This window comes from Streptomyces mobaraensis (genome assembly GCF_020099395.1).
In the GTDB taxonomy this organism is placed as follows: Bacteria; Actinomycetota; Actinomycetes; order Streptomycetales; family Streptomycetaceae; genus Streptomyces.
This window is the reverse complement of the sequence record NZ_CP083590.1, coordinates 7,564,273-7,588,182: the sequence shown is the minus strand read 5'-3', so window position 1 is coordinate 7,588,182 and position 23,910 is coordinate 7,564,273. Positions and strand designations below refer to the sequence as shown.

Sequence of the window (23,910 nt, the reverse complement as noted above, 5' to 3'; positions counted from 1 at the left end):
CGACCGATCGGAAGCTAAATGCCGCCCGGATGACTAGGATGGCCGGATGAGCCCACGCAAGTCCGCCGCCGAAGCCCGCTCCACCCGCCGGCGCATCATCGACCGCGGCATCGCGATCGCCTCGGTGGAGGGCCTGGAGGGGCTGACCCTCGGGCGGCTCGCCACCGACCTGGGCATGAGCAAGGCCGGTGTCCTCGGCCATTTCGGCACCAAGGAGACCCTCCAGCTCGCCGTTCTGGAGGGCGCCTCCGCGGTCTTCGCCCATGCCGTCTGGCACCCCGCCGAGGACGCCGCGCCGGGCCTGCCGCGGCTGCGCGCCGTGTGCGAGGCGTGGATCGGCTACCTGGAGCACGAGCGCGCCGTCTTCCCCGGCGGGTGCCTCTTCACCACCGCCTCCGTGGAGTTCGACGCCCGGGGCGGCCGGGTGCGCGACGCGGTGGTGCGTCTCAGCCGCGTCTGGCGCCGCCGCCTCGCGGCCGAGGTCCGCCACGCGGTCGCGGCCGGTGACCTGCCCGCCGGCACCGACCCCGAGCAGGTGACGTACGAACTCGTCGGCTGCTACCTCGCGCTCAACCAGGAGTTGCAGCTCCTCGCCGACCCGGAGGCCCCGGCCCGTACCCGCCGCGCCCTGGACCGGCTGCTCGCGCCGGGCACCGCGGGCCGTCCGCGGTGACGGCGCCACCGGGCACCGCGAGCCGTCCTCGGTGACGACGCGGCCGGGCGCCGCGGGCCGACCTCGGTGACGACGCGGCCGGGCGCCGCGGGCCGACCGCGGTGACGACGCGGCCGGGCGCCGCGGGCCGACCTCGGTGACGACGCGGCCGGGCGCCGCGGGCCGACCTCGGTGACGACGCGGCCGGGCGCCGCGGGCCGACCGCGGTGACGACGCGGCCGGGCGGCCGACCACGGCCGGGACGGACCCGCGCGGAACGGACCCACGCGGAGGCGACCTCGCCGCCCGGCGGACGTCACCCGCGCACCGGTGAAGATTCCGTGTAACGCCGGACGCCCCCCACCGCGTACAGGGGGAGAGATCGGATCACGGAAGGAAACACGGTGGGGGAAGCACCCGGCGACTACCTGGAGTTCGCGACCGCGCGCAGCGGCTATCTGTTCCGCACGGCATGCCTGCTGACCGGCGGTGACTGGCACCTCGCGGAGGACCTGGTCCAGGAGACCCTCGCCAAGATGTTCCGGTCGTGGCGCCGGATCGACCGCCGGCAGTCGCCCGTCGCCTACGCGCACACCGTGCTGGTACGGACGTTCCTCTCGCACCGGCGGCTGCGCAGTTCGCGCGAGCGCCCCAGCGACTGTTTCCCGGACTCCGCCGGCCGCGCCGACGACGTCGAGCTGCGGCTGACGCTGCTGGACGGTCTGGCGCGGCTGGCCGCCAAGGACCGTGCCGTGCTCGTACTGCGTTACTGGGAGGACCGGACGGTCGAAGAGACCGCCGCGGCGATGAAGATCTCGCAGGGCGCGGTACGGGTGCGGAGCCTGCGGGCCCTGCGGCGGTTGCGCGAGCTGCTCGGGGACGAGCTGTCCGAGCCGGCCGTCCGCTGACCCGCCCCACTCCCCCCTTCCCACCGCGGATCCACCGAGGTGCCCGGCACCACCTTTGCTGCCCGGTCACCGCTGTTCGAGCCGTACGAACGGAGCTGTCCATGCCCCTCGACGACCACGACGACGCGTTGGCACGGCGGCTGTCCGCCGCCTTGAAGAACGCGGCCGAAGCCTGCCCGCCGCCCTCCCCCGGCCTGGTCGACCGCGCCACCGCGCGTGGGCGCCGGCTGCGCCGGGCCCGCTTCCTCCAGGCCGGTGCCGGGGCCGCCACGCTGACGCTCGTCGCGCTCGGCGGCACCCTGCTGCTGGACACCGGCGGGGCCGGCGGGGCCACGCCGGCCGAGGACGTCCGCCCCGCGGCCCCCCGCACCGCGCGGCCGTCCCCCACCCGCGTCAGCGGGCAGGAGATGGTGGCGACGCTCACGAGCCTGCTGCCGAAGGGCGGCACCGTCACGGGCGCGAGCGGGACCGGCTCGGGGGACGCCGGGCAGGCCCTGACCGCCAAGCTCACCTACACCGGCGCGCACGGCGCCACCGCTCTCGACATCGCGATCCGGCGGCTGAACCCAGGCGACCGGCCGGACGGCTGCCTGCCCGTCCAGGTCCGCCCGTACGACCGGTGCGAGGCGCGCGAACTCCCCGGCGGGGGAACGCTGTACACCACCCGGTCCTTCACCCGCCCCACCGGCGACACCGGCCAGCGGCGCTGGTACGCCGAGCTCGTCACCAAGGACGGCGTGTCCCTGCTGCTCCAGGAGTTCGGGGGCGGCGAGGAGAAGGCCACGGAGAGCGGCGCCGACCCGGCCCTCACCCTCGACCAGTTGGGTTCGATCGTGCGGAGTCCGGCGTGGCACAAGGCCGTCGACGCCCTGCCGCCGGCCGGCGCCCCCTCCTCGTCCGGGAAACCCACCGCCTCGGACGGGCGCCTGGCCCGGGTGCTGCTCTCCCTGCTGCCGCCCGGCGGCCGGATCACGGATCTGCACTCCGACGACGCCCTCGTCCAACTCGTGTACGACGACGGCCACGGCAAGTCGATGATCGAAGTGGATGTGCAGGACGGCATGGCGGAGGCGCTGGACGGCCATATGACCTGCCCGTCCGACGCCGGCGACGACTGCCGCGCCCGGCCCCTGCCGGACGGGACCCGGGTCAAGGTCACCCGCACCCCGTCGGAGAAGGGAGGCGACGCCGTCGTCTGGACCGCCGACACCCTCCGCAAGGACGGCCGTCGCGTCCTGGTCCGGGAAATCAACTCCTTCGCGGAGAGCGGTCCGGTCACCCGTTCCGAGCCGCCGCTCAGCCTGGACAGGATCCGGAGCATGGCGCTCGACCGGAAGTGGATCGAGTAATCCCGGGGAGGCACCAGGCCGTCGGGACCGGGGCGCCGATGCGGGCCTCACCGAGTACCTGCTGACGGGCCGGGCGCCCGGACGCGACACGACGTGCGCGGCCGGTCCGCTCCCGGTCCCCGCCGAGGCGAGCGCGCGACCGGCCTCGTATGGTCCCCGATGCCCCTGAAGTCCCTGCAGCCCTTCACCCTCCGAGGTGCCCGCGCAGCACCTCCGTATGGCTGTGGGCCGGGTCCTTGGCCGCGGTCAGGAGGGTGACGGGGCCTTCGGCGACGAGGCCGCGCAGACGCCCGAGGGCCTCGGCCGCCTCGGGCGCGGCGAGTTCGGCCTCGTAGCGGCGGCGGAACTCGTCGAACGCGCCGTCGTGACCGTGGTACCACCGGCGCAGCTCGGTGGAGGGCGTGAGCTCCTTGGGCCACTCGTCGACGTGCGCGTCCTCCTTGGCGAGGCTGCGCGGCCAGAGGCGGTCGACCAGGACCCGGGTGCCGTCGGCGGGCTCGGGAGGGTCGTAGACACGTCGCACGCGGACGCGGGGTGCGGGTTTCCGGCTCATGGAGGCTCCTGTCCTTCCGTCACGGTGGTGCCGTATGCCACGGCTGCCACAGGCCACCCTCCCGGAATCCGCCCGGTCCGCCGCGCTGCCACGACGCGGGTCGCGGGAAGACAGCGGAATCCCGACGGCCTGCGGTGACCGGACACCGCCCATGGCACAGTGCTGCCATGAGCAACCTCGATCTTCATCCGGCTCCCACTCCGTGCGGCGGCCGGGAGGACGTCACCGCGCGTCCCGTGCACGAGCTGCTGCGGGCGAAGAGCGTCCCGCTGGGTGAGAGCACCATGGTCCGGCGGCTGCTGCCCGGCATGGGACGGCGCATGATCGGCGCCTGGTGCTTCGTCGACCACTACGGGCCCGACGACATCGCCGGCCGGCCGGGGATGCAGGTGGCGCCGCATCCGCACATGGGTCTGCAGACCGTCAGCTGGCTGCACGAGGGCGAGGTCCTGCACCGTGACAGCCTCGGCAGCCTGCAGACGGTGCGGCCGCGGGAATTGGGGCTGATGACGTCCGGTCGGGCCATCGCCCACTCCGAGGAGTCGCCGCGCGAGCACGCCCGCCTGCTGCACGGCGCGCAGTTGTGGGTGGCCCTGCCCGACGCCGACCGGCACCGGGCGCCCATGTGGGAGCACCACACGGACCTGCCGCGGGTCCACGGCGGCGGCCTCGACGCCACCGTCATCCTCGGCGAACTCGACGGCGCCCGCTCCCCCGGCACCACCTTCACCCCGATCGTCGGCGCCGACATCACCCTCGCCGCGGGCGCCTCGGCACGCCTCCCCGTCGAGCCCGACTTCGAGTACGCGGCACTGACGATGTCGGGCGAAGCCGAGGTGGACGGCGTCCGGCTCGCCCCCGGCTCCCTGCTCTACCTGGGCTGCGGACGCCGCGAACTCCCGCTGCGAGCCACCACGGACAGCGCGTTCATGCTGCTGGGCGGCGAGCCGTTCGAGGAACACCTGGTCATGTGGTGGAACTTGGTCGGTCGTTCCCACGAGGATATCGCACAGGCCCGTTCGGACTGGATGAACGGCTCCCGATTCGGCACCGTGGACGGCTACGACGGGCCCCGACTGCCTGCTCCCGAACTGCCGCCGGTGGCGCTCAAACCGCGAGGAAGGGTGCGCTGAACCGGGCAAACGCGTAAGGGCCAGGCTGCTCGCCGCAGCCGTGGCCTTCCGGCCCAGTCCCTCGCCGAACCGGCCTGGGCGCCCGGCGGTTCGACAGCCGCATCAGGGACAGCCTGCTTCCAAAGCTTGGACCTCTGCCGACAACTTCTTTCATCCTCATGCCGACCTAATGCCGACTTCACTGACGGCTCATCAGTACCAGCGGCCGCTGCGCCTGGACAGCCGGGCGCGGCAACCGCGTTGTCCCGCCCCCGGACCACCGGGCCCGCTTGTAGGCTCGGGGTGTGACGACGAGCGCTGAGCGCGGGCGGGGCGGCGGTGCCGTGGCCGGGGCCGAAGGAGCCAAGGTCAAGGTGGAGTTGAGCGGCCTCCCGGAGACGCTGTTGTGGACCTTGTGGAACCGGGCCTGCGAGGCGGAGCACGCCGATCCGGTGCTGGCCGATCCGATGGCCGAGGCGCTGGTCCGGAAGCTCGACTACCCCTTCGAGAAACGGCTGGGACCGCCGCATCCGCTCTTCTCCCAGGTGCAGGGCCTGCGTTCGCTGACCTTCGACCGGGCGGTGCGGCAGTACACCGAGCGGCGTCCGGAGGCGACCGTCGTCGCGCTCGGCGAAGGCCTGGAGACCGGGTTCTGGCGGGTGGACAACGGGCGGCTGCGCTGGCTGAGCGTCGACCTGCCGGAGGCCGCCGGGTTGCGGCGCGCCCTGCTGCCGGAGCACCCGCGGGCGCGGGTCCTCGCCCGGTCCGCCGCCGATCTGAGCTGGCTCGACGAGATCGACGCCCCGGAACGGGGCACGATCGTGACCGCACAGGCGCTGATGATGTACCTGCGGCCCCGCGAGGTGCGGGACATCATCGCCGCGTGTGCCGAACGGCTGCCGGGCGGGGCGCTGGTCCTGGACTCGATGCCCCGCTGGATCACCCGGCTGACGCGCGAAGGGAAGATCCGCATCGGTGAGCTGGCCATTCCGCCGATGCGCTGGTCGATGGCGCCGGGCGACCGCTCCCGGCTGTACGCGGTGCACCCGCGGATCACGGATGTGCGGGCGCTGACCATGCCGCGCGGCCGCGGGGTGACGGGCCGGCTCGTCCGGTACCAGCACCTGGTGCCGGTCTTCCGGTCCGTCTCCCCCGCGGTGACGCTGCTGCGGTTCGCCTGACCGCGTAGCGGGACCCGGCCGGTCAGGCCGCGGCCCCGGCGCGTGCCACGACGCGGTACGCGTTGGAGAGCCGCGTCCGGCGGAGGAGCGGCGCGAGCAGCTGTTCCGCGCCGTACACACCGGCCAGCACGGGCACGGCCGACCAGAACAGGGCCGTACGGGCCCTCCGCTGGAGATTGCTGGGCGGGGTGGCGCGCCAGGGGTCGTCGGCGGGCGGCAGGGCGTGCGCGAGGGCGAGGAGCGCGGCGCCGGTGAAGTCGAACGGGATGTGCGGTTCCTGTCGTTCGACGGCGACGACGGTGTAGCCGAGTGCTCCCAGCTCGCGGCGGAGGTTGGCGAGCGGCATGAGGTGCAGGTGCTGGGGCTGGAAGTACGGGAACCACCAGCGGCCCAGGACCGCGCTCGCCAGGCACTCCGGGTCCGGGACCTCGACGATCAGGTGCCCGCCGGGGGCGAGGGCCGTACGGGCGGCGGTCAGTTCCGCGCGCGGGTCGGTGGTGTGCTCCAGGTAGTGGAACATGCTCACCGTGTCGTACGTGCCCTCCAGCTTGGGGGCGAGCTCGGTGAGGAGGCCGCGGTGCGCCTCGGCGATCCGGCCCTGGCGCCGGGCCTCCTTGACTCCTTCGCCGACGTCGAGGCCGTCGAAGTCGGTGGCCGGATGGACCGTCGCGGCCGTCCGCGGGAAGTGCCCGTGCCCGGTGCCGACGTCCAGCCAGCGGCGGGGCGTGCCGAACGGGAGGAGGGCGCGGGCACTGGCGAGGTAGCGCCTGCGGCTGCCCTTGCTGTCGAAGATCCACGCCGCCTGCTCGGCTCCCAGGCCGTCGTAGAAGTCCCGGTAGTAGAAGTCCAGTCCCTCGGGCGTGAGCCGGGGGTTCTGGAAGGAGTGGGAGCAGGCGCGGCACTGGTCGACCACGAAGGTGCCGGGCTTGTGCTGGAGCAGGTCGACGGTGCGCAGGCGGGTGCGCAGGCGGGAGGAGCCGCACCAGGGGCAGGTGGTGCGTCTCGGTTCGTGGAAGCGGTCGGTGCCGAGGGCGAGTTCACGTTGGTAATCGGCACGGAGCCGGTCTACCTCCTGGGTCCGGTTCATGGTCTTCCCGGTTCTCCTCGTCGGGTGGGGGCAGGGGTGGGCTCGGCTTCCGCCCAACGTACGGCGGCCTCTTCGAGGTGCGTGGCGGCCGCGGCGGCGCCTCCCGCGGCGCGGAAGGAGTCCCGGACGCGGTGGGCGGCCGCGCGGTACCCGGGCTCGGTGAGCACGGCGTCCAGTGCGGCGCCGATCACCTGGCGGTCGCCGCGGCCGAACCGGATCCGGATCCCGGCACCGGCCGCGGTGACCTGTGCGGCGATCACGGGCTGGTCGTCCCGGATGGGGGCGACGACCAGGGGCACCCCGTGCAGCAGGGACTCCGCGACGGTGTTGTGCCCGGCGTGGCAGACGACCGCCGACGCCCGCCGCAGCAGGGCGAGTTGCGGCATGCTCGGCACGGCCAGCACCGTGTCGTCCGAGGTGCCGGCGAGCGCCCCGCCCGGGTCGGCGACGACGGCCTGGAGGCGCGGCGAGCGGTCCCGTACGGCCGCCGCGCACTCGGTGAGGAACCGGCCGCCGAGGTCGGTGTTGGCGGTGCCGAGGGACACCAGGACGGTGTGCCGTGCCGGGTCGAGCCGCTCCCAGGGGAAGGGCGCCGTGTCGGACCGCCGGGCGAGGGCGGGCCCCACGAAGCGGGTCTGCGGGGGCGCGGCGCACCCGTCCGCCAGGGCGGTGGTGGTGAAGGCGAGGACGAGGTCGGGCGAGAAGCGGAGGTCGTGGGTGCGTGCCGGGTCGCCGAGCGTGGCGCGCAGTCCGGCCAGCAGTCCGTGGATCCATTCCGCCACCTTCGGCATTCCGGCGAGGACGGCGGAGAACTCGGCGGAGGTGGTGGCGGAGGTCGCGTAGGGGATGCCGAGCCGCTCGGCCGTCAGGGCGCCGACAAGTGCCTGCTGGTCGGCGACGATCACGTCCGGGCGGAAGACGGCGGCCGCCCGTTCGACCCCGGGCGCCATCGCCGTGGCGAGCGGGACGAGGAAGTCCTGCCACAGGAAGCGCAGTGCGGCGGCCCCGCGCAGATCGGGCGGCCGGTGGAGGTCGCGGGGTGCGTCACAGGGGTGGATCTCGGCGCCGGGTCCGGCCAGGTCCCCGACGGGCCCGGGGAGACCGGCCCAGGCGACCCGGTGTCCGCGCCGGGTGAGTTCGGTGGCCACCGCGACGGCCGGGTTGACGTGTCCGACGAGCGGCGGCACGACGAAGAGGAATCGCCTCGGCCGCCTCATACGCGCGCCGCCTTCGCCCGGTGACCGTCGCGGATCCAGTCGAGCAGGAGCGTCCCGACGGCCCGGGGGGCGTTCACGAGGACGGAGTGGCCGTGGCCCGCGATCCGGTGGGTGCGGCAGTCGGGGAGCAGGGACTCCAGCCACGGTGCCGTGCCGGCGAGGTCGGAGGTGCTGCCGTACACCGCGAGGACGGGCAGGTCGAGCTCCCGCCAGCGTTCCTCGGTGGGGATCCGGCTGGCCGCGATGTCGGCGGCGATCGTCGTCTCCCGCAGCAGCGGGCGGGCCTGGCGGACCAGCCGGGCCGAGTGCCGGCCGTAGTTCCGCTCGATCCAGGGCAGGGCGCGCGCGTCGTGGAGGCTGCCCGCGGAGTCCGCGAGGATGCCGCTCATCTTCGCGGCCCAGGCCGCGGTGGGCGGCTCGGACTCCACGACGACGAGGCCGGCGACGCGGTCGGGGTGGCTCAGGGCGTAGTCGAAGGCGACGGTGCCGCCGAAGGAGTTCCCGACCAGGTGGACGGGACCGGTGGTGTCCAGGCCGTCGACGAGGGCGGCGAGGTCGCCCGTGAAGTCCTCCAGCCGGTAGCCGGCGGCGGGGCGTTCGCTGCGGCCGTGGCCACGCTGGTCGTACATCACCACGTCGTGTCCGGCCTCGGCGAGCGCCGCGGCCACGGTGAAGTAGTAGCTGGTCAGGTTGTCGGTGGCGATGCCGTGGACCAGGACGGCGGTGGTCCCGCCGGGTGGTCCGACGCGGGCGACGTTGAGGCGCGGGCGGCGGGCCGTCGTCACCTCGTACGCCCTGCGACGTACCGGACCAGCCGCCCGGCGGAGAGCTCGATGACCTCGGTGAGTTCGAGGGAGGCGAAGAAGGCCGGGAAGTCGACCCGGTCGCCGTAGCGGCGCCCCAGTTCGGCGGTGAGGGTGACCAGGTCGATGGACTCCAGGTCGAGGTCCTCGACGAAGCGGGTCTCCATGGTGACGGGCGTGCTCTCCAGCGCGAGTTCGGGGATGACGGCGTGCAGGGCCTCCGTGAGCTCGGCGAGGACGGCGCTCTCGTCGGTCCCGGGGAGGGGGGTGACGGCGTCGGGCGTGGGGGTGGTGGTCATGAGGGACTCTCCTCGTGGTGCTGCCGGTGGGCGTCCTCGGTCCAGGCGACGACGTAGCGGCGGGGCGGCAGGCCCGCCGGGTTGCCGACCTCGGCGAGGGACACGGAGTGGGTACGGCCGGAGGGCGTGCGGACCGTCATCCGGTCCCCGTCCGCGGCGGTGACGCGGAAGTCGCGCGGCCTGCCGTGCAGACCGGTGCCCTCGGCCTTGGCCGCGGCCTCCTTGGCCGTCCAGAAGCGGGTGAGGGCGCGCGCGTCACCGCCGAGGCGGTCGTGGAGCGGGAGTTCCCCGGGGGCCAGGACCGCGTCGCGGGTGGCCGCCGGCCGCTCGGTGATCTCCTCGATGTCGATGCCGACGCCGGGGCCAATGCCGGGGCCGGTGCCCGTGGGCGCGGCGTCCGACGGGCGGGCCAGGGCGACCGCGGCTTCCGCGCAGTGGGCGAGCGACAGGTCGAGGAGCGGCAGTTCGCGGCCGTGCACCCCTTCCGCGTACGGCCGGCCGGTGTCGTCGTTGCGCACCCGGATCTCCGCGGGGAAGACGGGGCCCGCGCCGTGCCGCCACAGGTGGTGGCGTACGGCGTCCTTGGCGGCGATCCGGCCGAGCAGCCACTGCGCTCTGCCGCGCGCCGGGCGGGCCGCGTAGGCGTCGCGTTCGGCACCGCCCAGCAGGTTGCGCATCGCCAGGTCACGGGAGGCAGGGTCGGGCCAGTGCTCGAAGACCAGGTGCCAGCCGCCGGGCTGAATCCGGGCGAGGGTGCTGTCCCCGGGCCTGCGCCGGATGGCGTCGGCGGCGGCCGGCGAGTCGAACCGGCGGTCCTCCCAGCCGGTGATCTCGCACCGGACGGTTCCGCGCCGGCTGAGCTGGACGTCCGCCGCCAGCCGGGTCTCGGTGAGGTCGGTGATGCGGACGTGGCAGTCGAGGCGCTCGCCGGTGGCGGGTTCGGGGCCGTGGAAACGGATCTCGCGGATCCCGACCGGCAGGACCACCGTGCGGTCGGAACGGGTGGCCATCAGCCAGTAGCCGAGGAGCTGTCCGGCGCTGTCGAGGAGCGCACCGGGCGCGGGCGGAACGGTGAGCACGCCCCGGACGTGCCGTGCGCCGAGTCCGGTGACCGCGGTGACGCCCTGGAAGAGCGGACCGTGGAACATCCAGCGCTGGTCGTACATGCGCCGGGCGGACACGGTGGGCGCCTCCTCGCCGGCCGGCACGCTCCAGCGGGCCGGCGGCGCCGGGTACCGAGGCGCCGTTTCGGTCTCGGCGCGCGCGTACGGGCCGAAGTCCACGGTGTGGCGGCCCGGGCGTCCGGGGACGCTCCGGACGGTCATGGTCACGTCGACGGCGGGCTCGGCGACCAGCCAGGCGAGGAAGCGGGCGCCGCGGACGGCGACCGTGACACCGGCGCCGGACGCGGCCGCCGCGTCGGTCATGTGCCGGATCATGGTCGTCGCGGGGACGACGGGCCAGCGGTCGCCGATGTCGGGCCAGTCCGGCCGCTGGTGGTAGAAGCAGTGGTCGGTGAGGTAGGGCATGGTGTCGAGGGCCACTCTGAGCGTGGTGGTCCGCGCGGGAGGCGGCAACGCCGCGCCGGGGGCGGCCGCGGCGGACGGGGCCTCTTCCGGCCACCGGGGGGCCGCCCCGGCCGGGCCGGGGGCGGGGTCTCCGGTCGCGCCCTCGGACTCCGGACCGGCCACCGGCGCCGGCGTGCCGGGGGCGGAGGACTGCGCGGCCGCGCCGCGAGTGGAGTGCGCCGCGAAGAGGGCCGCGGCCGTGCCGGCCGTCTCGGTCAGCAGGGCGCGCAGCTCGGCTGCCTCCGGGAACCGCCGTGCGGCGGCGTCGAGCTGACCGGTACCGGGCGCTCTCGCACCGGTGAGGGCGGCGCGCAGTTCCGTCCGCAGCCGGTCCCTGGTGGCCGGTTCGAGACGGACCGGCCCGGCGTCCAGGCCGAGCCGTACGCCCGGGTGGGCCGGTGCCGTGGGCGGCAGCGGGACGGTGCCGGCGGAGCGGCCCGCCCCGGGGGCCAGGGCGGCGAGGTCGGGTTCCGCCCCGTACGCCCACAGACCGGCCGCCGCCCGGCGCAGCGGACCAAGGCCGTCGCCGTCGGTGCTTCCGACGGTGACCGCCAGGTGCTCGCGGTCGGCGAGGATGTCGTCGACGAGGGCGGGCAACTGGCCCTGGCCCGCCTGGACGAAGGCCCGGAACCCGGCCGTGTGGAGGGATGCGACCAGGCCGCGGAATCGGACCGGTTCCACAAGGTGACGTACCGTCACCTCACGGATTTCGGCCTCCTGCGCGGGGAACGGTGCGCAGGTGGTGCCCGACCAGACCGGCACCGAGGGGCGGTGCAGGGCGAAGCGCCGCATCGCCTCCCGGATCGGCCCGAGATAGGGCATCAGCATGGGCGTGTGGAAGCCGGACGCGAAGGGCAGCGTACGGCCGAGCACACCCGCGCGGCCCAGCCGTTCCGCGACCTTCTCCACCTGGGCCGCGGGGCCGCAGGCCACGGACTGGTGCGGGGCGTTGTCGTGGGAGAGGGCCACGCCGCGGATCCCGGACATGGCCGCCTCCACCTGCTCGGCGGGCGCTCCGAAGGCCGTGAAGACCAGGTCGGGGACCCGCAGCGTCAGGGGGTCGAAGTCCCTCAGGAAGGCGTCGACTTCCTTGTCGGCGAAGATTCCGCCGACGGCCATGGCGGTCCACTCCCCCACGCTGTGCCCGGCCAGGGCGTCGGGGGTGATGCCGCAGCGGCGGAGCGCGGTGGCGAGGAGCCGGCCGAGGTCGACGACGGCGGCGCCGTGTTCGGCCACGGCGCCGACGCGGGCCTGCTGCCAGGTGGGGCGGGGCAGCCCGAAGTGGCGGGCGACGTCCTCGCCCTGCGGGGTGAAACCGGCCTCCAGGCCGGGGAAGAGGAAGGCGGTACGGCCGCCGGCCGGCCCGAGCAGCGGCCTGGGCGCGAACCACACCTCGCGGCGGCCTCCCCAGGCCGTGCCGCGGGCGACCACTTTACGGGCGAGGGCGAGACGGTCGGTTCCGGGCCCGGCCACGGCCAGCCGGACGCCTCCGGTGCCGGCGTCCGTCGCGGCACGCAGCCGGGCGTCCTCGCTGTCGAGCAGCGCGCGCAGCCCCTCCGCCGAGTCCGCCGCGAGCCGCAGGACCGGTTCGGGCTCGTCGACCCGGAGCCCCGCGGACGCGGAACGCCTCTTCCCCACCGACGGGCGGAACTCCTCCAGCACCACATGGGCGTTGATGCCGCCGAAGCCGAAGGCGTTCACCCCCGCCCGACGCACGTCGGTCTCGGGACCGGCCTCCCAGGGGCGGGCCACCGGGGACGGGCGGAAGCGGGTGGCGAGCAGCCCGGGGTGGGGGTCGTCGCAGTGCAGGGTGGGCGGCAGCACGCGGTGGTGGAGCGCGAGAGCGGCCTTGACCAGGCCGGCGGCGCCCGCCGCGGGCATGGTGTGGCCGATCATCGACTTGACCGAGCCGATGACCGCGTCCGGTTCACGCGGAGTGCCGAACACCCGTCGCAACGTGGTGATTTCGGCCGCGTCCCCGTTGGGCGTTCCGGTGCCGTGCGCTTCGAGCAGCCCGATCGCGCCGGGCGCGGCGGGATCCAGGCCGGCCGCCTCCCAGGCGAGCCGGACCGCCCGCGTCTGACCGTCCGGGTCCGGGTTCACCAGGGCGGCGGCACGCCCGTCGCCGGCCACGCCGGTGCCCCGGACCACCGCGTACACCCGGTCGCCGGCCCGGACGGCGTCGGCCAGCCGCTTGAGGACGAGCACGGCGGTGCCCTCGCCCATCAGCACGCCGTCCGCGTCCCGGTGGAAGGGGCGGATCCGCTGGCTCGGGGAGAGGGCCCCGAGCCGGGCGAACACCGACCACAGCGTCACGTCGTGGCAGTGGTGCACGCCTCCGGCGAGCATCACGTCGCAGCGTCCGGCGGTCAGCTCGCCCACGGCCTGGGCGACCGCCAGCAGGGACGAGGCGCAGGCCGCGTCGACCGTGTAGGCGGGGCCGCGCAGGTCGAGCCGGTTGGCGACGCGCGAGGCGGCGAAGTTGGGGACCAGGCCGATGACGGCCTCGGGGCTGTCCGGCCCGAGGGCCTCCTCGAAGGCGGTACGGACCCGGGCCAGCCGCTCCGCGCCGAGCTCGGGCAGCAGCTCCCGCATCGTACGGACCAACTGGCCTGCGGTGCGGACGCGTTGGTCGAGCCGGGCCAGCCCGGGCGTAAGGTAGCCGCCGCGGCCCAGCACCACTCCGACCCGTGCGGGATCCACCGCGGCGAGCCCGCCCGCGTCGGCGATCGCGGCGGCGGCCGTCCGCAGGGCGATCAGCTGGTCGGGCTCGGTGGCCGGGACGGAGCCCGGCATGATGCCGAAGGCGGCGGGGTCGAAGCCGGCGAGCCGGTCGTCGACGAAGCCGCCGCGCCGGCAGTAGACGGCACCGGAGCGGTACTCCTCCTCGTCCCAGCGCCCCGGCGGCACCTCGGTGACGGCGTCCACGCCGGTGCGGAGGTTGCGCCAGTAGCGGTCCAGGTCGTCCGCGCCGGGCAGCACGACCGCCATGCCGGTGACGGCCACCGGTTCCTGCACGGGGTTCCCGGAGCGGCCGCGGTCCACCGTCACCACCCCGGAGCGGCGTGGACGACCTCGCACGTGGCGTCGTCGCCCCAGGTCAGCTCCCGCAGCAGGGCGAGCGTTCCCTCCCTCGGGTCGATCAGGCCGATGCCGCGCCGGGCGTACTCCCGGGCGAGTTCCGGGCCGACCATCCCGCCGTGCGAGCCGTCCGGGGCCCACGGCCCCCAGTGGACGGTCACCGTCCGCGCGCCCGTGGCGCGGTGCCACGCCCGGCCCTGGGCGGCGAGGGCGTCGTTGGCGGCGGCGTAGTCCGCCTGGCCCCGGTTGCCGTGCACCGCCGCGACGGATCCGAACAGCACGGTGAAGCACGGAGGTTCGGGGAGCCGGCGCAGCGCGGCGAAGAGCGTGCGGGCGCTCTCCGCCTTGGTGTCGTGGACGCGGGTGAAGGAGGCCGGGTCCTTGTCGGCGATGAGTCTGTCCTCGATGACGCCGGCGGCGTGCACGAGGCCGTCGACGCGTCCGTGCCGGGCGTGGATCTCCTTGACCGTCTGCTCGACGGCCTCCGCGTCCCGCAGGTCGACGGAGCGGTATCCGGCCGCGCCGCCGGACGTGCGGATCGCGGCGAGGGTCGCCTCGATCTCGCGGCGGGCCAGGACGAGGCCGGCCTGCCGGTCGATCTCCGCGGGCCGGAGCCCGTCGAGCCCGGCGAGCGCGGTCCGCAGGGCGGCGCGCCCGGTGACCCCCGCGATGCCGGGCGGCTCGGGGGCGTCGGACAGGGCGGTGCGGCCGAGCAGTTCGATCCGGCAGCGGGCGGCCGCCGCGAGGGCGACGGCGACGCGCGCCGCGATGCCGCGCGCCCCGCCCGCGAACAGCAGGACGGACTGCGGGCCGAGCCCGAGCGCCGTCGCCGCCCGCTCGGCCGTGGACGCGTCGTCCGTGAGCAGCGGGCCCAGCGGGGCCTCCCGCGGCTCGGTGCCGAACCGCCGGCCGTCGTCGGTGCGGACGACGACGGGTTCCCGGTCGGGGGCGAGGAGTTCCGCGACGATCGCGGCCGCCGTCCCGCCGGTGTCCGGCCCGCCGGGCAGGGTCACCAGGCGGGCGACCGTGTCCGGATACTCGCGGGCGGCGGTACGGAGGAAGCCGCCCAGCCCGTCGGCCCGGTCGCCGTCCTCGGCCCACCGTACGCACAGCAGGTGGCGGGGCCCGCGTCCCAGCAGCTCCTTCAGGAGGGGGAAGGCGCCCGGCAGCACGGGCCCGGCGCCCTCCCCGGCGGACCCGTCCAGCAGGATCACCGCGCCCAACGGCCCGGGTGCGTCGTCGGAACGGGTGGCGTGCGCTCCCATCTCCCCGAGCCGGGCGAGGAGCGCCCGGGCGGTCGCGTCGCCGCCGCCGAGCACGAGGACGCGGATGCCCCGCAGGTCCGGGGGCTCGTCCGGCGGCGGGGTGTCGTCCAGGGCCACGCGGCAGGGGACGTACCGCCGGGGCGCGACGCCGGCCGGTTCCGGCGCCGCCGTGCCGTCCGGCTCCTGGTCCTGGCCCGGTCCCGGGGCGAGGGTCTCCGCCGCCGGGCCGCCCGTGTGCGCGCCCATCCACGCGACGATCGACTCCGCGGTCCGGGCCCGGGTCAGGGCCTCCAGGTCCGCGTCGTCCGGGATCCGCGCCCCCGTGCCGGCCAGCCGTCTCGCCAGTTCGCCCGCGATCTCCGTCCGCTTGATGGAGTCCACGCTCAGGTCGGCTTCGAGGTCGAGCCCGGGGTCGAGCATCTCCACGGGGTAGCCGGTCCGTTCGCTGATGACCGACAGCACCGTGGCCAGCAGGTCGGGCTCGGCGTCCTCGGCCGGGAGGGCCGCCGCCTCGGCCGCCGTTCTCGCCGCGGGGACGGCGGCCGGCTCCGGCAGCAGTCCCGGCAGCGGCTCCGCCGGAGCCTGCGGCGGGACGGCCTCCGTCCCGCCGAAGTACGTCAGCAGGACGTCGCGCTGTGCCGCGATCAGCTCCCGGCCGCCCCGCAGGAAGTCCTGGAGAAGGACCGCGCGGTCGGCACCTCCGGCCCCGTGCGCGCCGGCACCGCCCGGGGCCGGTGCCGGCGGTGCGATCCGCCGGGCCGGCCGCATCCCTCCGGGGACCGGCCCGCCGTCCGCGGTGCGGACCAGGTGCCCGTCCACGATCCAGCCGGGGCGCTCCGGCGTCCGCCCGGGCTCGGCCTCCACCGCGTCCCGGCCCGCGAACAGCGCTTCCGCGTCGATGTGCACGCCTCCTGAGACCGCCAGCCGGGCCAGCGTCTCCAGGTGGCCGCGCAGCCCGGCCTCGGGGTGCGGCTCGAAGGGGACGGCGAGGTGCGGCCGGTCGCCGAGGGTGGCACGCACCAGGCCGGTGAGGACGGTGCCCGGGCCGGCCTCGACGAAGACCCGGGCCCCGGCCTCGTACATCGCCTCGATCTGCTCGGCGAAGCGCACCGGCGCCGTGATCTGCCCGGCGAGGCGGGACCGCAGCTCCGCGGGGTCGGCCGGGTGACGGGTGGCCGTCAGCCCGGACCACACCGGGATCTCCGGTGCCCGCAGCGGGCGGGAGGCGAGCGCTTCGGCGAAGGTCTCCGCCGCGCCGGCCATCATCGGGCTGTGGAAGGCGCACGCCACGTCGAGCGGCCGCACGCCGAATCCGGCGTCCTCCAGTGCCGCCGTTCCCCGGCGCACCGCCAGGCTGGGGCCCGAAATCGTCGTCTGGGACGGGGAGTTGCGGCCCGCGACCACCACGTCGCCGAGGAGCCCGGCCCCGGCCAGTACGGCTTCGACCGCGTCCGCCCCCGCCGTGACGGCGGCCATGGCGCCCGGCTCGCCCCCGGCCGCGCTCAGCATCGCCTCGGCGCGCAGCTCGCTCAGCTCCGGCAGGTCGGCGGCGGGGAACGCGTCGGCCACGCAGAGCGCCACGAGTTCCCCGTAGGAGTGGCCGGCCGCCATGTCGGGCCGGACGCCGAGCGTCGACAGCACGTCGTGGACGGCCAGGCAGGTGGCGCCGAGGGCGGGCTGGGCCCGCCGGGTGTCGGCGAGCCGGGCCCGCTGCGCGTCCCGCTCGGCCGGGTCGAACGCGGCCGGCGGGAACATCGCGGCGACCGGGGCGCGGCGCAGGCGCTCGTGCGTCTCCGGGAAGGCCGTGAACAAGTCGGCCAGCATGCCGGGCCGCTGGCTGCCCTGGCCCGGGAAGAGGAAGGCGAGCTTGCCGGCCGGACGTCCGGCGGTGGGCTTGGGGGTGCACGCCTCGGCCCGGGGGGTGAGGGTGTTGCACTCGGCCTCGGGTGCGCGTCCGTTCCCTTCGGCACCGGGAGTGAGGGCGTCGCACTCGCCCCCGGAAGCACGGCCGTCCCCATCGGCCCCCGGCATGAAAGCGTTTCCCCCGGCCGCGGACGCGAGCGCTTCGCGCTCCTCCCCGGCGGTGAAGACGCCCGGCGCCGCGCGGCCCGCCAGCGCGGCCCTGAGCAGGCCGGGGAGTTCGGCGAGGTCGGCGGCGACCACGGCCGCGGTGACCGGCCCGGCGGCCGGGTCCGCGGCCCGGCGCGCCGCCGCGCGCGCCAGGTCGCGAAGGCGCCAGGGCCGCCAACGAGCCGCGCCCGATCCGTCCGCGCCGGCCTCCCACCCCGCCTCCGACCCCATCCCCGCCAGCCGCAGCAGCTCCTCGATCGCCGCCTCGCCGCGGAACAGGAAGAGCTCGGCCGGCCAGGCGTCGGCGGCCTGGCGCGGGGGCGCGTCGTCTTCGCAACCGCGCAGCACCACATGGAAGTTGGTCCCGCCGAAGCCGAAGGCGCTCACACCGCCCACCCGTTCGCCGGGCGGCACGGCCCACGGCAGGGCCCGTCGGTGGAAGACGAACGGGCTGTTCTCCGGACGCCACGCCGGGTTGGGCCGCCGGACGTGCAGGGTCGGCGGGCGCACCCCGGTGTACAGCGCCAGGGCCGTCTTGATCAGGCCGGCGAGGCCGGCCGCGCACTTGGTGTGGCCGATCTGCGACTTCACCGAACCGATCACACACCCGCCCGGTTCGGCCCCGGATTCCCGGAACACCTCGGTGAGCACGTCGAGTTCGGTACGGTCGCCGACCACCGTGCCCGTGCCGTGCGCCTCGACCAGGCCGACCTGCGCCGGTGCGATCCGGGCCTGGGCGTAGGCCCGCTCCAGCGCCGTGCGCTGGCCCTCCGGCCGTGGCGCGGTCAGGCCGCGGGAGCGTCCGTCGCTGGAGGAACCGACGCCCTTGACGACGGCGTAGATCCGGTCGCCGTCGCGCCGCGCGTCGGCCAGCCGTTTGAGCACCACGCAGGCGATGCCCTCGCCCAGGGCGATGCCGTCCGCTTCGGCGTCGAAGGTCCTGCAGCGACCGGTGGGGGACAGCGCGTGCACGGACGAGAAGAGGACGTAGTCGTTGATGCCGTTGTGCAGGTCGGCGCCGCCGCACAGGACGAGGTCCGCCGTGCCCGTCGTCAGCTCCTTGCAGGCGGCGTCGAGGGCGGCCAGCGAGGAGGCGCAGGCGGCATCCACGGTGTAGTTGGCCCCGCCGAGGTCCAGGCGGTTGGCGATCCGGCCGGAGATGACGTTCGCGAGCATCCCGGGGAAGGAGTCCTCGGTGAGGACGGGCAGCTGCTCCGCCAGGTCCTCAGGGAGCGGCCCGCCCAGGTAGGAGGGCAGGACGGTGCGCAGCGCGGTCGCGTTCGAGAGGTCGCTGCCCGCCTCGGCCCCGAAGATCACCGCGGTGCGTGCGCGCGGGAAGTCGCGCCGCTCGTAACCCGCGTCGGCGAGGGCGCGCCGGGCCGCCTCCAAGGCGAGCAGCTGCACGGGCTCGACGGACGCGAGTGAGGCCGGCGGGATGCCGAAGCGCAGTGGGTCGAAGGGGATGCCCGGCAGGAAGCCGCCCCACCGGGAGGCCGAGGTGTCGTGCGCGGGCGCTTCCGGGCCGTGGTGGAGGGCCGGGTCCCAGCGGCTCTCGGGCACTTCGGTCACCGCGTCCGTGCCGGCGAGCACCTGGGCCCAGAAGGCGGACAGGTCGGGGGCTCCGGGGAACATGCCGGCCATGCCGACGATCGCGACGTCGAGCGGCGGCGCGGGGGCCGGGGTGGTGCGGGAGGGCGCGACGCCGGCCGCCGGTGCGGCGCGCCGCTCGTAGAAGGCGGCCGCCCGGTCCGTCACGGCGCGGTGCAGTGCGGCCACGGTCGTGGTGGCGTCGCGGAGCACCGCGACCTCCCCGGCCATGAACATGCCCTCGTCGAGCTGCCGTTCCTCGTCCACCGGGCGAAGTTCGTCGGCCACGCGCTCGACCCCCTTGGCGGCGATGCGCAGCCGTCCCAGGTTGAGCCGTTCCAGCCGCTCCCACGCCTCTCGCCCGCGAACGCCCTGCCGGCGCAGCTCCTCCTGGCGCCTGCGGTAGGTGTCGGTGAACGGGCTGGGTACGCAGCGGGTGACGTGTCCGGGGGCGGTGTCCAGCAGGACGGTGCTCTCCGCGGCGAGCACGGTGTGCTGGAAACCCGGCCGGACCGCGCCGCACTCCACCGCCTCGCGGGTGAAGAGGTACGCGGTGCCCATCAGGACGCCGACGGCGGCACCGCGCCGGGTGAGCCCGGCGGACAAGGCCGCGACCATGGCCGCCGAGCGCTCGTCGTGGATCCCGCCGGCGAACAACACCTCGATTCCCGGTGGTTCGTCCGGCTCCCGCCGGTGGCGGTCGTCGAGGAACCGTTCGAGGACGTCGAGTTGGGCCTCCCAGAGCGGGAAGGAATTGCTGGGGCCGACGTGGCCGCCGCACTCGGCGCCCTCGAAGACGAAGCGCCGGGCCCCCGCGTCGAGGAACTGCCCGAGCAGCCCGGGCGTCGGGGTCTGCAGGAACGTTCGGACGCCGTGGGCTTCCAGGGCGGCGGCCTGGGCGGGGCGGCCGCCGGCGAGGACGGCGTGGGTGGGCCGGAGTTCGCGGACGGCGTCGAGCTGGGCGCGGCGCACCTCGTCCGGCGCGAAGCCCAGGATGCCGACGCCCCAGGGCCGCCCGGCGAGCACGTCCCTGGTCTCCTCCAGGAGGGACCTCGTCCGCTCGGGGCCGGAGAGGGCCAGCGCGAGGAACGGGAGTCCACCGCTCTCCGCGACGGCCGCGGCGAAGCGCGCCTGGTCGCTGACCCGCGTCATCGGCCCCTGGGCTACGGGTAGTTCGGTGCCGAGCGAGCGGCACATGGCGGATCCCGGACGGAGCGCGTCGGCGGCGCCGGGGGCCCGGAAGGCCTGCTCGACGCCCTCGCGGACGGCCCGTACCGCGTCGCCCACCGTGCGGTGGTCCCGGGCGAAACGGCGGGCGAGGAAGGCGTCCTGCCCGAGCGGGACGGGGCGTTCCCGTAGCTCTGCGGGGAGGCCCGGCCGTTCCCGGTCCAGCAGGCGCCGCCCGTCGGCGTGGACCGTGCCGGTGCCGTCCGCCGTGCGCAGCAGGCGGGCGAGCGCGGGCGGGGTGGCCGCTTCCGCCAGCAGCGCGAGCTGTACGTCGAGGACGACGCCGGCGGCGCCGGCGAGCACGGCCGCCGCGGCGGTGTTGGGCCCGACGCCGCCGCACGCCCAGACGGGGACGTCCGACTCGGGGTCGGCGAGCAGCTGTTGCAGCAGCACGTAGGTGGACAGGTCACCGGCCGGCCCCCCGCACTCGCTGCCGCGCGCGACGATGCCGGCCGCCCCCGCCCGTACCGCTGCCCGGGCTTCGGCGCGGGAGCCGGCCTCGGCCAGGACGGTGACGCCGGGACCCCAGCCCACGGGCGGGCGGGCGCCGGGGGCGAGGAGGACGGTGTGCGGTCCCGGGGCGTGCCGGTCGCGGAGTTCGTCCGGGGAGAGCGCGCAGCCCTCCGCGACGCGTACGCCGAAATCGCCGCCGGTCCAACGACGAACGAGCGCGAGGGCTTCGCGGGCGTGCCTGCCCCCGTCGCCGAGGTCGAGGACGCCGAGTCCGCCGGCTCTGCGGACGGCCGCGACGAGTCGCGGGTCGGCCTCCCCGAAAGGACTGACACCGATCACGGTTGTCTGCACCACGAAGACGGCTCCCCACGAGGGACTCTGGAACCTGGACCATGCCGGAGGAGCCGGAGGCAGGACGCTCACTCGCGCCTCCGCAGTTGCTTGCGCCTCGGCAGCAAACGTTCCGGATCAACCTTCCACGCCCGCGACCGGCGGATCAAGTCGGGTCGCAGGGCGCACAGTTGCACACACGGGAATCTGTCAGCGCTCGCGCATCATATTCCGCTTGACAACGGACCTCAATACCTCATCCTCATGCGGGCCGATGGCCCCTTCCCGTAACCACGTCGACGTCTCGGCCGGCCGGCATCGACACCATCGGGTTCCCCCCGAACGCCCCCGCTCGCCGCCCCCCTGCAGCCGGCCCCGGGGACCCTGCCCGTCCGGCGCCCGCGACGCGTCCGAAGTCGCCGCGGTGTCAGGCCCTCCGTCGAGGTCCAGCTCGTAGGCACGTGCCCCTACCGTGCCGAGACCATCACCGTCGTCACGCCCGAAGGCACGCATTTCGCCGGCGAGATGCTGTGGGTGCGGAAACCCGGCCGGGCCACGTACCCCGTTCGGGCAGCATGACCTCCGACGGCGGGGCGCTGACGGCCGACACCGTGCCGCTGGACCTGCGTCCGTCTCCCGACCCGGACCGCACGGCCATCCTCCAGGCCGAACTCGCCGTCGACGGAGCGGCCGAGACGGGCACCGCGGACGTGCGCTTCCATTTCGACACCTGCCCTGCGGGACCGCCGGCCTCACCGCTCAAGGTCCCGATGGGGACCCGACACCGTATCCGGGGTGTGGTCCCGAAAGAGTGAATACGGGAGGCCAGCTGTTGGGGTGCCGGGCGCATGGGCATGGACACGGGTGCCGTCGTTCCCGGACTCTGAGGAGAAGCCTTGCGCACCCGTGTCGCATCGGTGGCTGTGGCAACCATGGCCGTCCTGCCGGTATCGGCCGTGCCGGCCGCCGCGCAGCCGTACCCGTCGGGTCCCTTCGCCATCCAGTCCGTCGGCAACTCCGGGACCTGTATCGCCCATGCTTCTTGAGGTCTCGGTCGAGGCGCGTGGTCTCGGCACCGTCTGGCCGTTTCCGGATCAGTGGGTCGAGAACGGGATGTGTCTGTGCAACGCACATGCGTCGTAGCGGTGGTCGGAGCCGGGCCCAGTGGATTGGCGGTCGCCGCGATGCTGCGCCGTGCCGGGGTTCCCCCGGTGGTGCTGGAGCGGGGCGAGGGGGTGGGAAAGAGCTGGGCCGACCGCTACGACCATCTCAGACTGCACACGGTGCGGGGGGCGTCGCGGCTTCCCGGCCTGCGGCTCCCGCGTGGTTGCGGTCCGTGGGTCGGTCGGGACGACTTCGTGCGCTACCTGGAGCGCTACCGCGAACATCACCGGCTTCCGGTGCGGTTGCGGACCACGGTGGAACGCATCGAACCGGGCCCCGCCGGGGCGGTGGAGCGCTGGCGGGTGCACACCGACGGCGGCGTGGTCGCGGCCAGGGCGGTGGTGGTGGCCACCGGGCGCTGCCACACCCCTCAACTGCCGGACTGGCCCGGCCGGCAGAAGTACCGCGGCCATCTGCTGCACTCGGCTCACTACCGCGGCCCCGCCCCCTACCGCGGCAGGTCCGTGCTGGTGGTGGGCGCAGGAAACAGCGGTACGGAAATCGCGAGCGTGCTGGCGGACGCGGGAGCCGACCGGGTGTGGCTGTCTTTTCGCACCCCTCCGAACATCCTGCCGCGCAGCTCCAGCCAGTGGCACGTGCTCGGGCGCCTGACGGAGTCCCTTCCCCTGTCCTGGCGCGACCGCTCGGCACTGCTCACCCAGCGCTGCTCGGTTCCCGACCTGACGCCCTTCGGTATTCCCCGGCCCCGCAAGGGGCCCTTCACCCGCAACGCCGAAGAGGGCAACAACCCGGTGCTCGACCACGGGTTCGTGGAAGCCGTGCGGGCAGGTCGGGTCCGGCCGGTGGCGGCGGTGGCCGGCTTCGAGACCGACCGGGTGGTGCTGACGGACGGCACCCGTCTCCGTCCCGACGTCGTCATCGCCGCCACCGGCTACCGCCCGGGACTCGAACAACTGCTGCCCGTCCAGGACGTTCTGGACGCCTCGGGCCGTCCCATCGTGCACGGGGCGGAGACCTCCCGCGCCGCCCCGCACCTGTACTTCGCAGGCTTCACCAATCCCCTCAGCGGCGCCTTGTACCAGGCCGGCGTCGAAGCACGTGCGATCGCCCGGACCCTCGTGGCCGGCACTCCGCGGGTGCCCGCGCCGCGCGGCACGTCCGACCCCGGCCGGAACCGCTCCGGACCGGGCCGGGCGGCGGGACACCCGCAGCCCGGTGAGTGAGCCGCCCCACCGCGGCGCGCGGCGACGAAGAAGGAAGAGCAGCCATGGCGCACGTCGGCCCGCGGTGCCCGGACAGGCCGCTGCCCTACCCGGACGGATGGTTCGCGGTCGCCTTCAGCAGCGAGCTGAAGCCAGGAACGGTCCTGCGCTCACCGCCGATGGGGCCGACGTGGTCCTCTGCCGCACCCGGCGGGGCACCGTCCGCGTCGTCGAACCTACGTGCGCACTCCACCCTGCGCGGGACGCACTGGCCGTAGGAGCACTGGCACACCGACGTGGCAGCCACGGACGGTGCGCTGCAGACCGCGGTGCTGTGCGCCGAGCGCACACTCGAACGCATCACCGTGCCCATGGGCATCGACGACTACGTGCCCCCGCGCGCACCTGCACGGCGTCGTCCTGGTCGCCCGCCCCTCCTGAGCAAGGCTCGCCCGCAGTCGAGCCGGGCGGCGCGGTGACGCGGACCGATCCGTTCGGCCACCTCGACGGGCAGCGCAGGCACCGACGGCTCGACGCCGGCGAAGTGTGCGGCGGCTTCGGCGTCGCAGACCTCCGCAGAAGCCACGCCGACCCTTCCCGGCACGGAGTCCGGGCGTCCCTCGCGCGTCGTTGCGGCGGTCGTCTGTCGCGTCAGGTGCTCCGGTTCGCCGCGGGTCCAGAGGATCAGGGCGCGGCGCGGGGCGGTCGGGGCGCGTGGCCGAACTCTCGCTGTCTCCGCCACCGAAGTCGGTGTGACGACCGACTGACCAGCCATCACAGCGTCGGTCGGCAAGCTCAAGACATGGCGCGGGACCCGGAGCACACAGTGATCAGGACTCAA

General features: G+C 75.2%; 14 protein-coding genes. 7 read left to right on the top strand and 7 right to left on the bottom strand.

Annotated features, from left to right (window positions below; genetic code table 11):
* Positions 1–46 precede the first annotated feature (46 nt).
* The 3 genes from K7I03_RS33270 (at position 47) to K7I03_RS33260 (ending at position 2,909) form a co-directional block, all read left to right on the top strand.
* A complete protein-coding gene (locus K7I03_RS33270; protein WP_185943029.1) occupies positions 47–673 on the top strand; it encodes a TetR/AcrR family transcriptional regulator in 627 nt (208 codons plus the stop codon).
* A gap of 383 nt (positions 674–1,056) precedes the next feature.
* On the top strand, positions 1,057–1,560 hold the full coding sequence (locus tag K7I03_RS33265) for a SigE family RNA polymerase sigma factor (protein WP_185943030.1): 504 nt from the start codon (positions 1,057–1,059) through the stop codon (positions 1,558–1,560).
* A gap of 101 nt (positions 1,561–1,661) precedes the next feature.
* Positions 1,662–2,909, top strand: coding sequence for a hypothetical protein (locus K7I03_RS33260; protein WP_185943031.1), 1,248 nt, complete (start codon positions 1,662–1,664; stop codon positions 2,907–2,909).
* A 184-nt stretch (positions 2,910–3,093) separates the two neighbouring features.
* On the opposite strand, the gene K7I03_RS33255 is transcribed toward K7I03_RS33260, so the two are convergent.
* A complete protein-coding gene (locus K7I03_RS33255) occupies positions 3,094–3,462 on the bottom strand; it encodes a DUF488 domain-containing protein (RefSeq protein WP_185943032.1) in 369 nt (122 codons plus the stop codon).
* A gap of 167 nt (positions 3,463–3,629) precedes the next feature.
* Here K7I03_RS33255 and K7I03_RS33250 point away from each other — a divergent pair, with 167 nt between their 5' ends.
* On the top strand, positions 3,630–4,595 hold the full coding sequence (locus K7I03_RS33250) for a pirin family protein (RefSeq protein WP_185943033.1): 966 nt from the start codon (positions 3,630–3,632) through the stop codon (positions 4,593–4,595).
* Between the two features lie 284 nt (positions 4,596–4,879).
* Positions 4,880–5,755, top strand: a complete 876-nt coding sequence (locus K7I03_RS33245; protein WP_224347356.1) for a class I SAM-dependent methyltransferase — start codon at positions 4,880–4,882, stop codon at positions 5,753–5,755.
* A gap of 22 nt (positions 5,756–5,777) precedes the next feature.
* Here K7I03_RS33245 and K7I03_RS33240 read toward each other — a convergent pair whose 3' ends face one another.
* The 6 genes from K7I03_RS33240 to K7I03_RS33215 are packed head-to-tail and all read right to left on the bottom strand — an operon-like array spanning position 5,778 to position 20,766.
* A complete protein-coding gene (locus tag K7I03_RS33240; RefSeq protein ID WP_185943034.1) occupies positions 5,778–6,842 on the bottom strand; it encodes a class I SAM-dependent methyltransferase in 1,065 nt (354 codons plus the stop codon).
* Positions 6,839–8,059: a glycosyltransferase gene (locus K7I03_RS33235; protein ID WP_185943035.1), complete on the bottom strand. Its 1,221-nt coding sequence runs from the start codon at positions 8,057–8,059 to the stop codon at positions 6,839–6,841. The genes K7I03_RS33240 and K7I03_RS33235 overlap by 4 nt, the downstream gene beginning before the upstream one ends.
* Positions 8,056–8,844, bottom strand: a complete 789-nt coding sequence (locus K7I03_RS33230; protein ID WP_185943036.1) for an alpha/beta fold hydrolase — start codon at positions 8,842–8,844, stop codon at positions 8,056–8,058. Before K7I03_RS33230 ends, K7I03_RS33235 begins: the two co-directional genes overlap by 4 nt.
* Positions 8,841–9,161 carry an acyl carrier protein gene (locus K7I03_RS33225; RefSeq protein WP_185943037.1) on the bottom strand — a complete coding sequence of 107 codons (321 nt, stop codon included), beginning with the start codon at positions 9,159–9,161 and terminating at the stop codon, positions 8,841–8,843. The genes K7I03_RS33230 and K7I03_RS33225 overlap by 4 nt, the downstream gene beginning before the upstream one ends.
* Positions 9,158–13,747 carry a type I polyketide synthase gene (locus K7I03_RS33220; RefSeq protein ID WP_224347355.1) on the bottom strand — a complete coding sequence of 1,530 codons (4,590 nt, stop codon included), beginning with the start codon at positions 13,745–13,747 and terminating at the stop codon, positions 9,158–9,160. Before K7I03_RS33220 ends, K7I03_RS33225 begins: the two co-directional genes overlap by 4 nt.
* Positions 13,748–13,776: 29 nt before the next feature.
* Complete coding sequence (locus tag K7I03_RS33215) at positions 13,777–20,766, bottom strand: type I polyketide synthase (protein ID WP_185943038.1); 6,990 nt, start codon at positions 20,764–20,766, stop codon at positions 13,777–13,779.
* Between the two features lie 551 nt (positions 20,767–21,317).
* Between K7I03_RS33215 and K7I03_RS33210 the strand changes: the two genes are divergently transcribed.
* A complete protein-coding gene (locus K7I03_RS33210) occupies positions 21,318–21,557 on the top strand; it encodes a hypothetical protein (protein WP_185943039.1) in 240 nt (79 codons plus the stop codon).
* A gap of 282 nt (positions 21,558–21,839) precedes the next feature.
* Positions 21,840–23,090 carry a flavin-containing monooxygenase gene (locus K7I03_RS33205; protein ID WP_317988283.1) on the top strand — a complete coding sequence of 417 codons (1,251 nt, stop codon included), beginning with the start codon at positions 21,840–21,842 and terminating at the stop codon, positions 23,088–23,090.
* The last annotated feature ends 820 nt before the right edge of the window (positions 23,091–23,910 follow it).

Bases quoted from the DNA above. Each gene is read 5' to 3' on its own strand.
- K7I03_RS33270 (WP_185943029.1), top strand. From the start codon at position 47: ATGAGCCCACGCAAGTCCGCCGCCGAAGCCCGCTCCACCCGCCGGCGC.
- K7I03_RS33260 (WP_185943031.1), top strand. From the start codon at position 1,662: ATGCCCCTCGACGACCACGACGACGCGTTGGCACGGCGGCTGTCCGCC.
- K7I03_RS33255 (WP_185943032.1), bottom strand. From the start codon at position 3,462: ATGAGCCGGAAACCCGCACCCCGCGTCCGCGTGCGACGTGTCTACGAC.
- K7I03_RS33250 (WP_185943033.1), top strand. From the start codon at position 3,630: ATGAGCAACCTCGATCTTCATCCGGCTCCCACTCCGTGCGGCGGCCGG.
- K7I03_RS33240 (WP_185943034.1), bottom strand. From the start codon at position 6,842: ATGAACCGGACCCAGGAGGTAGACCGGCTCCGTGCCGATTACCAACGT.
- K7I03_RS33235 (WP_185943035.1), bottom strand. From the start codon at position 8,059: ATGAGGCGGCCGAGGCGATTCCTCTTCGTCGTGCCGCCGCTCGTCGGA.
- K7I03_RS33225 (WP_185943037.1), bottom strand. From the start codon at position 9,161: ATGACCACCACCCCCACGCCCGACGCCGTCACCCCCCTCCCCGGGACC.
- K7I03_RS33210 (WP_185943039.1), top strand. From the start codon at position 21,318: ATGACCTCCGACGGCGGGGCGCTGACGGCCGACACCGTGCCGCTGGAC.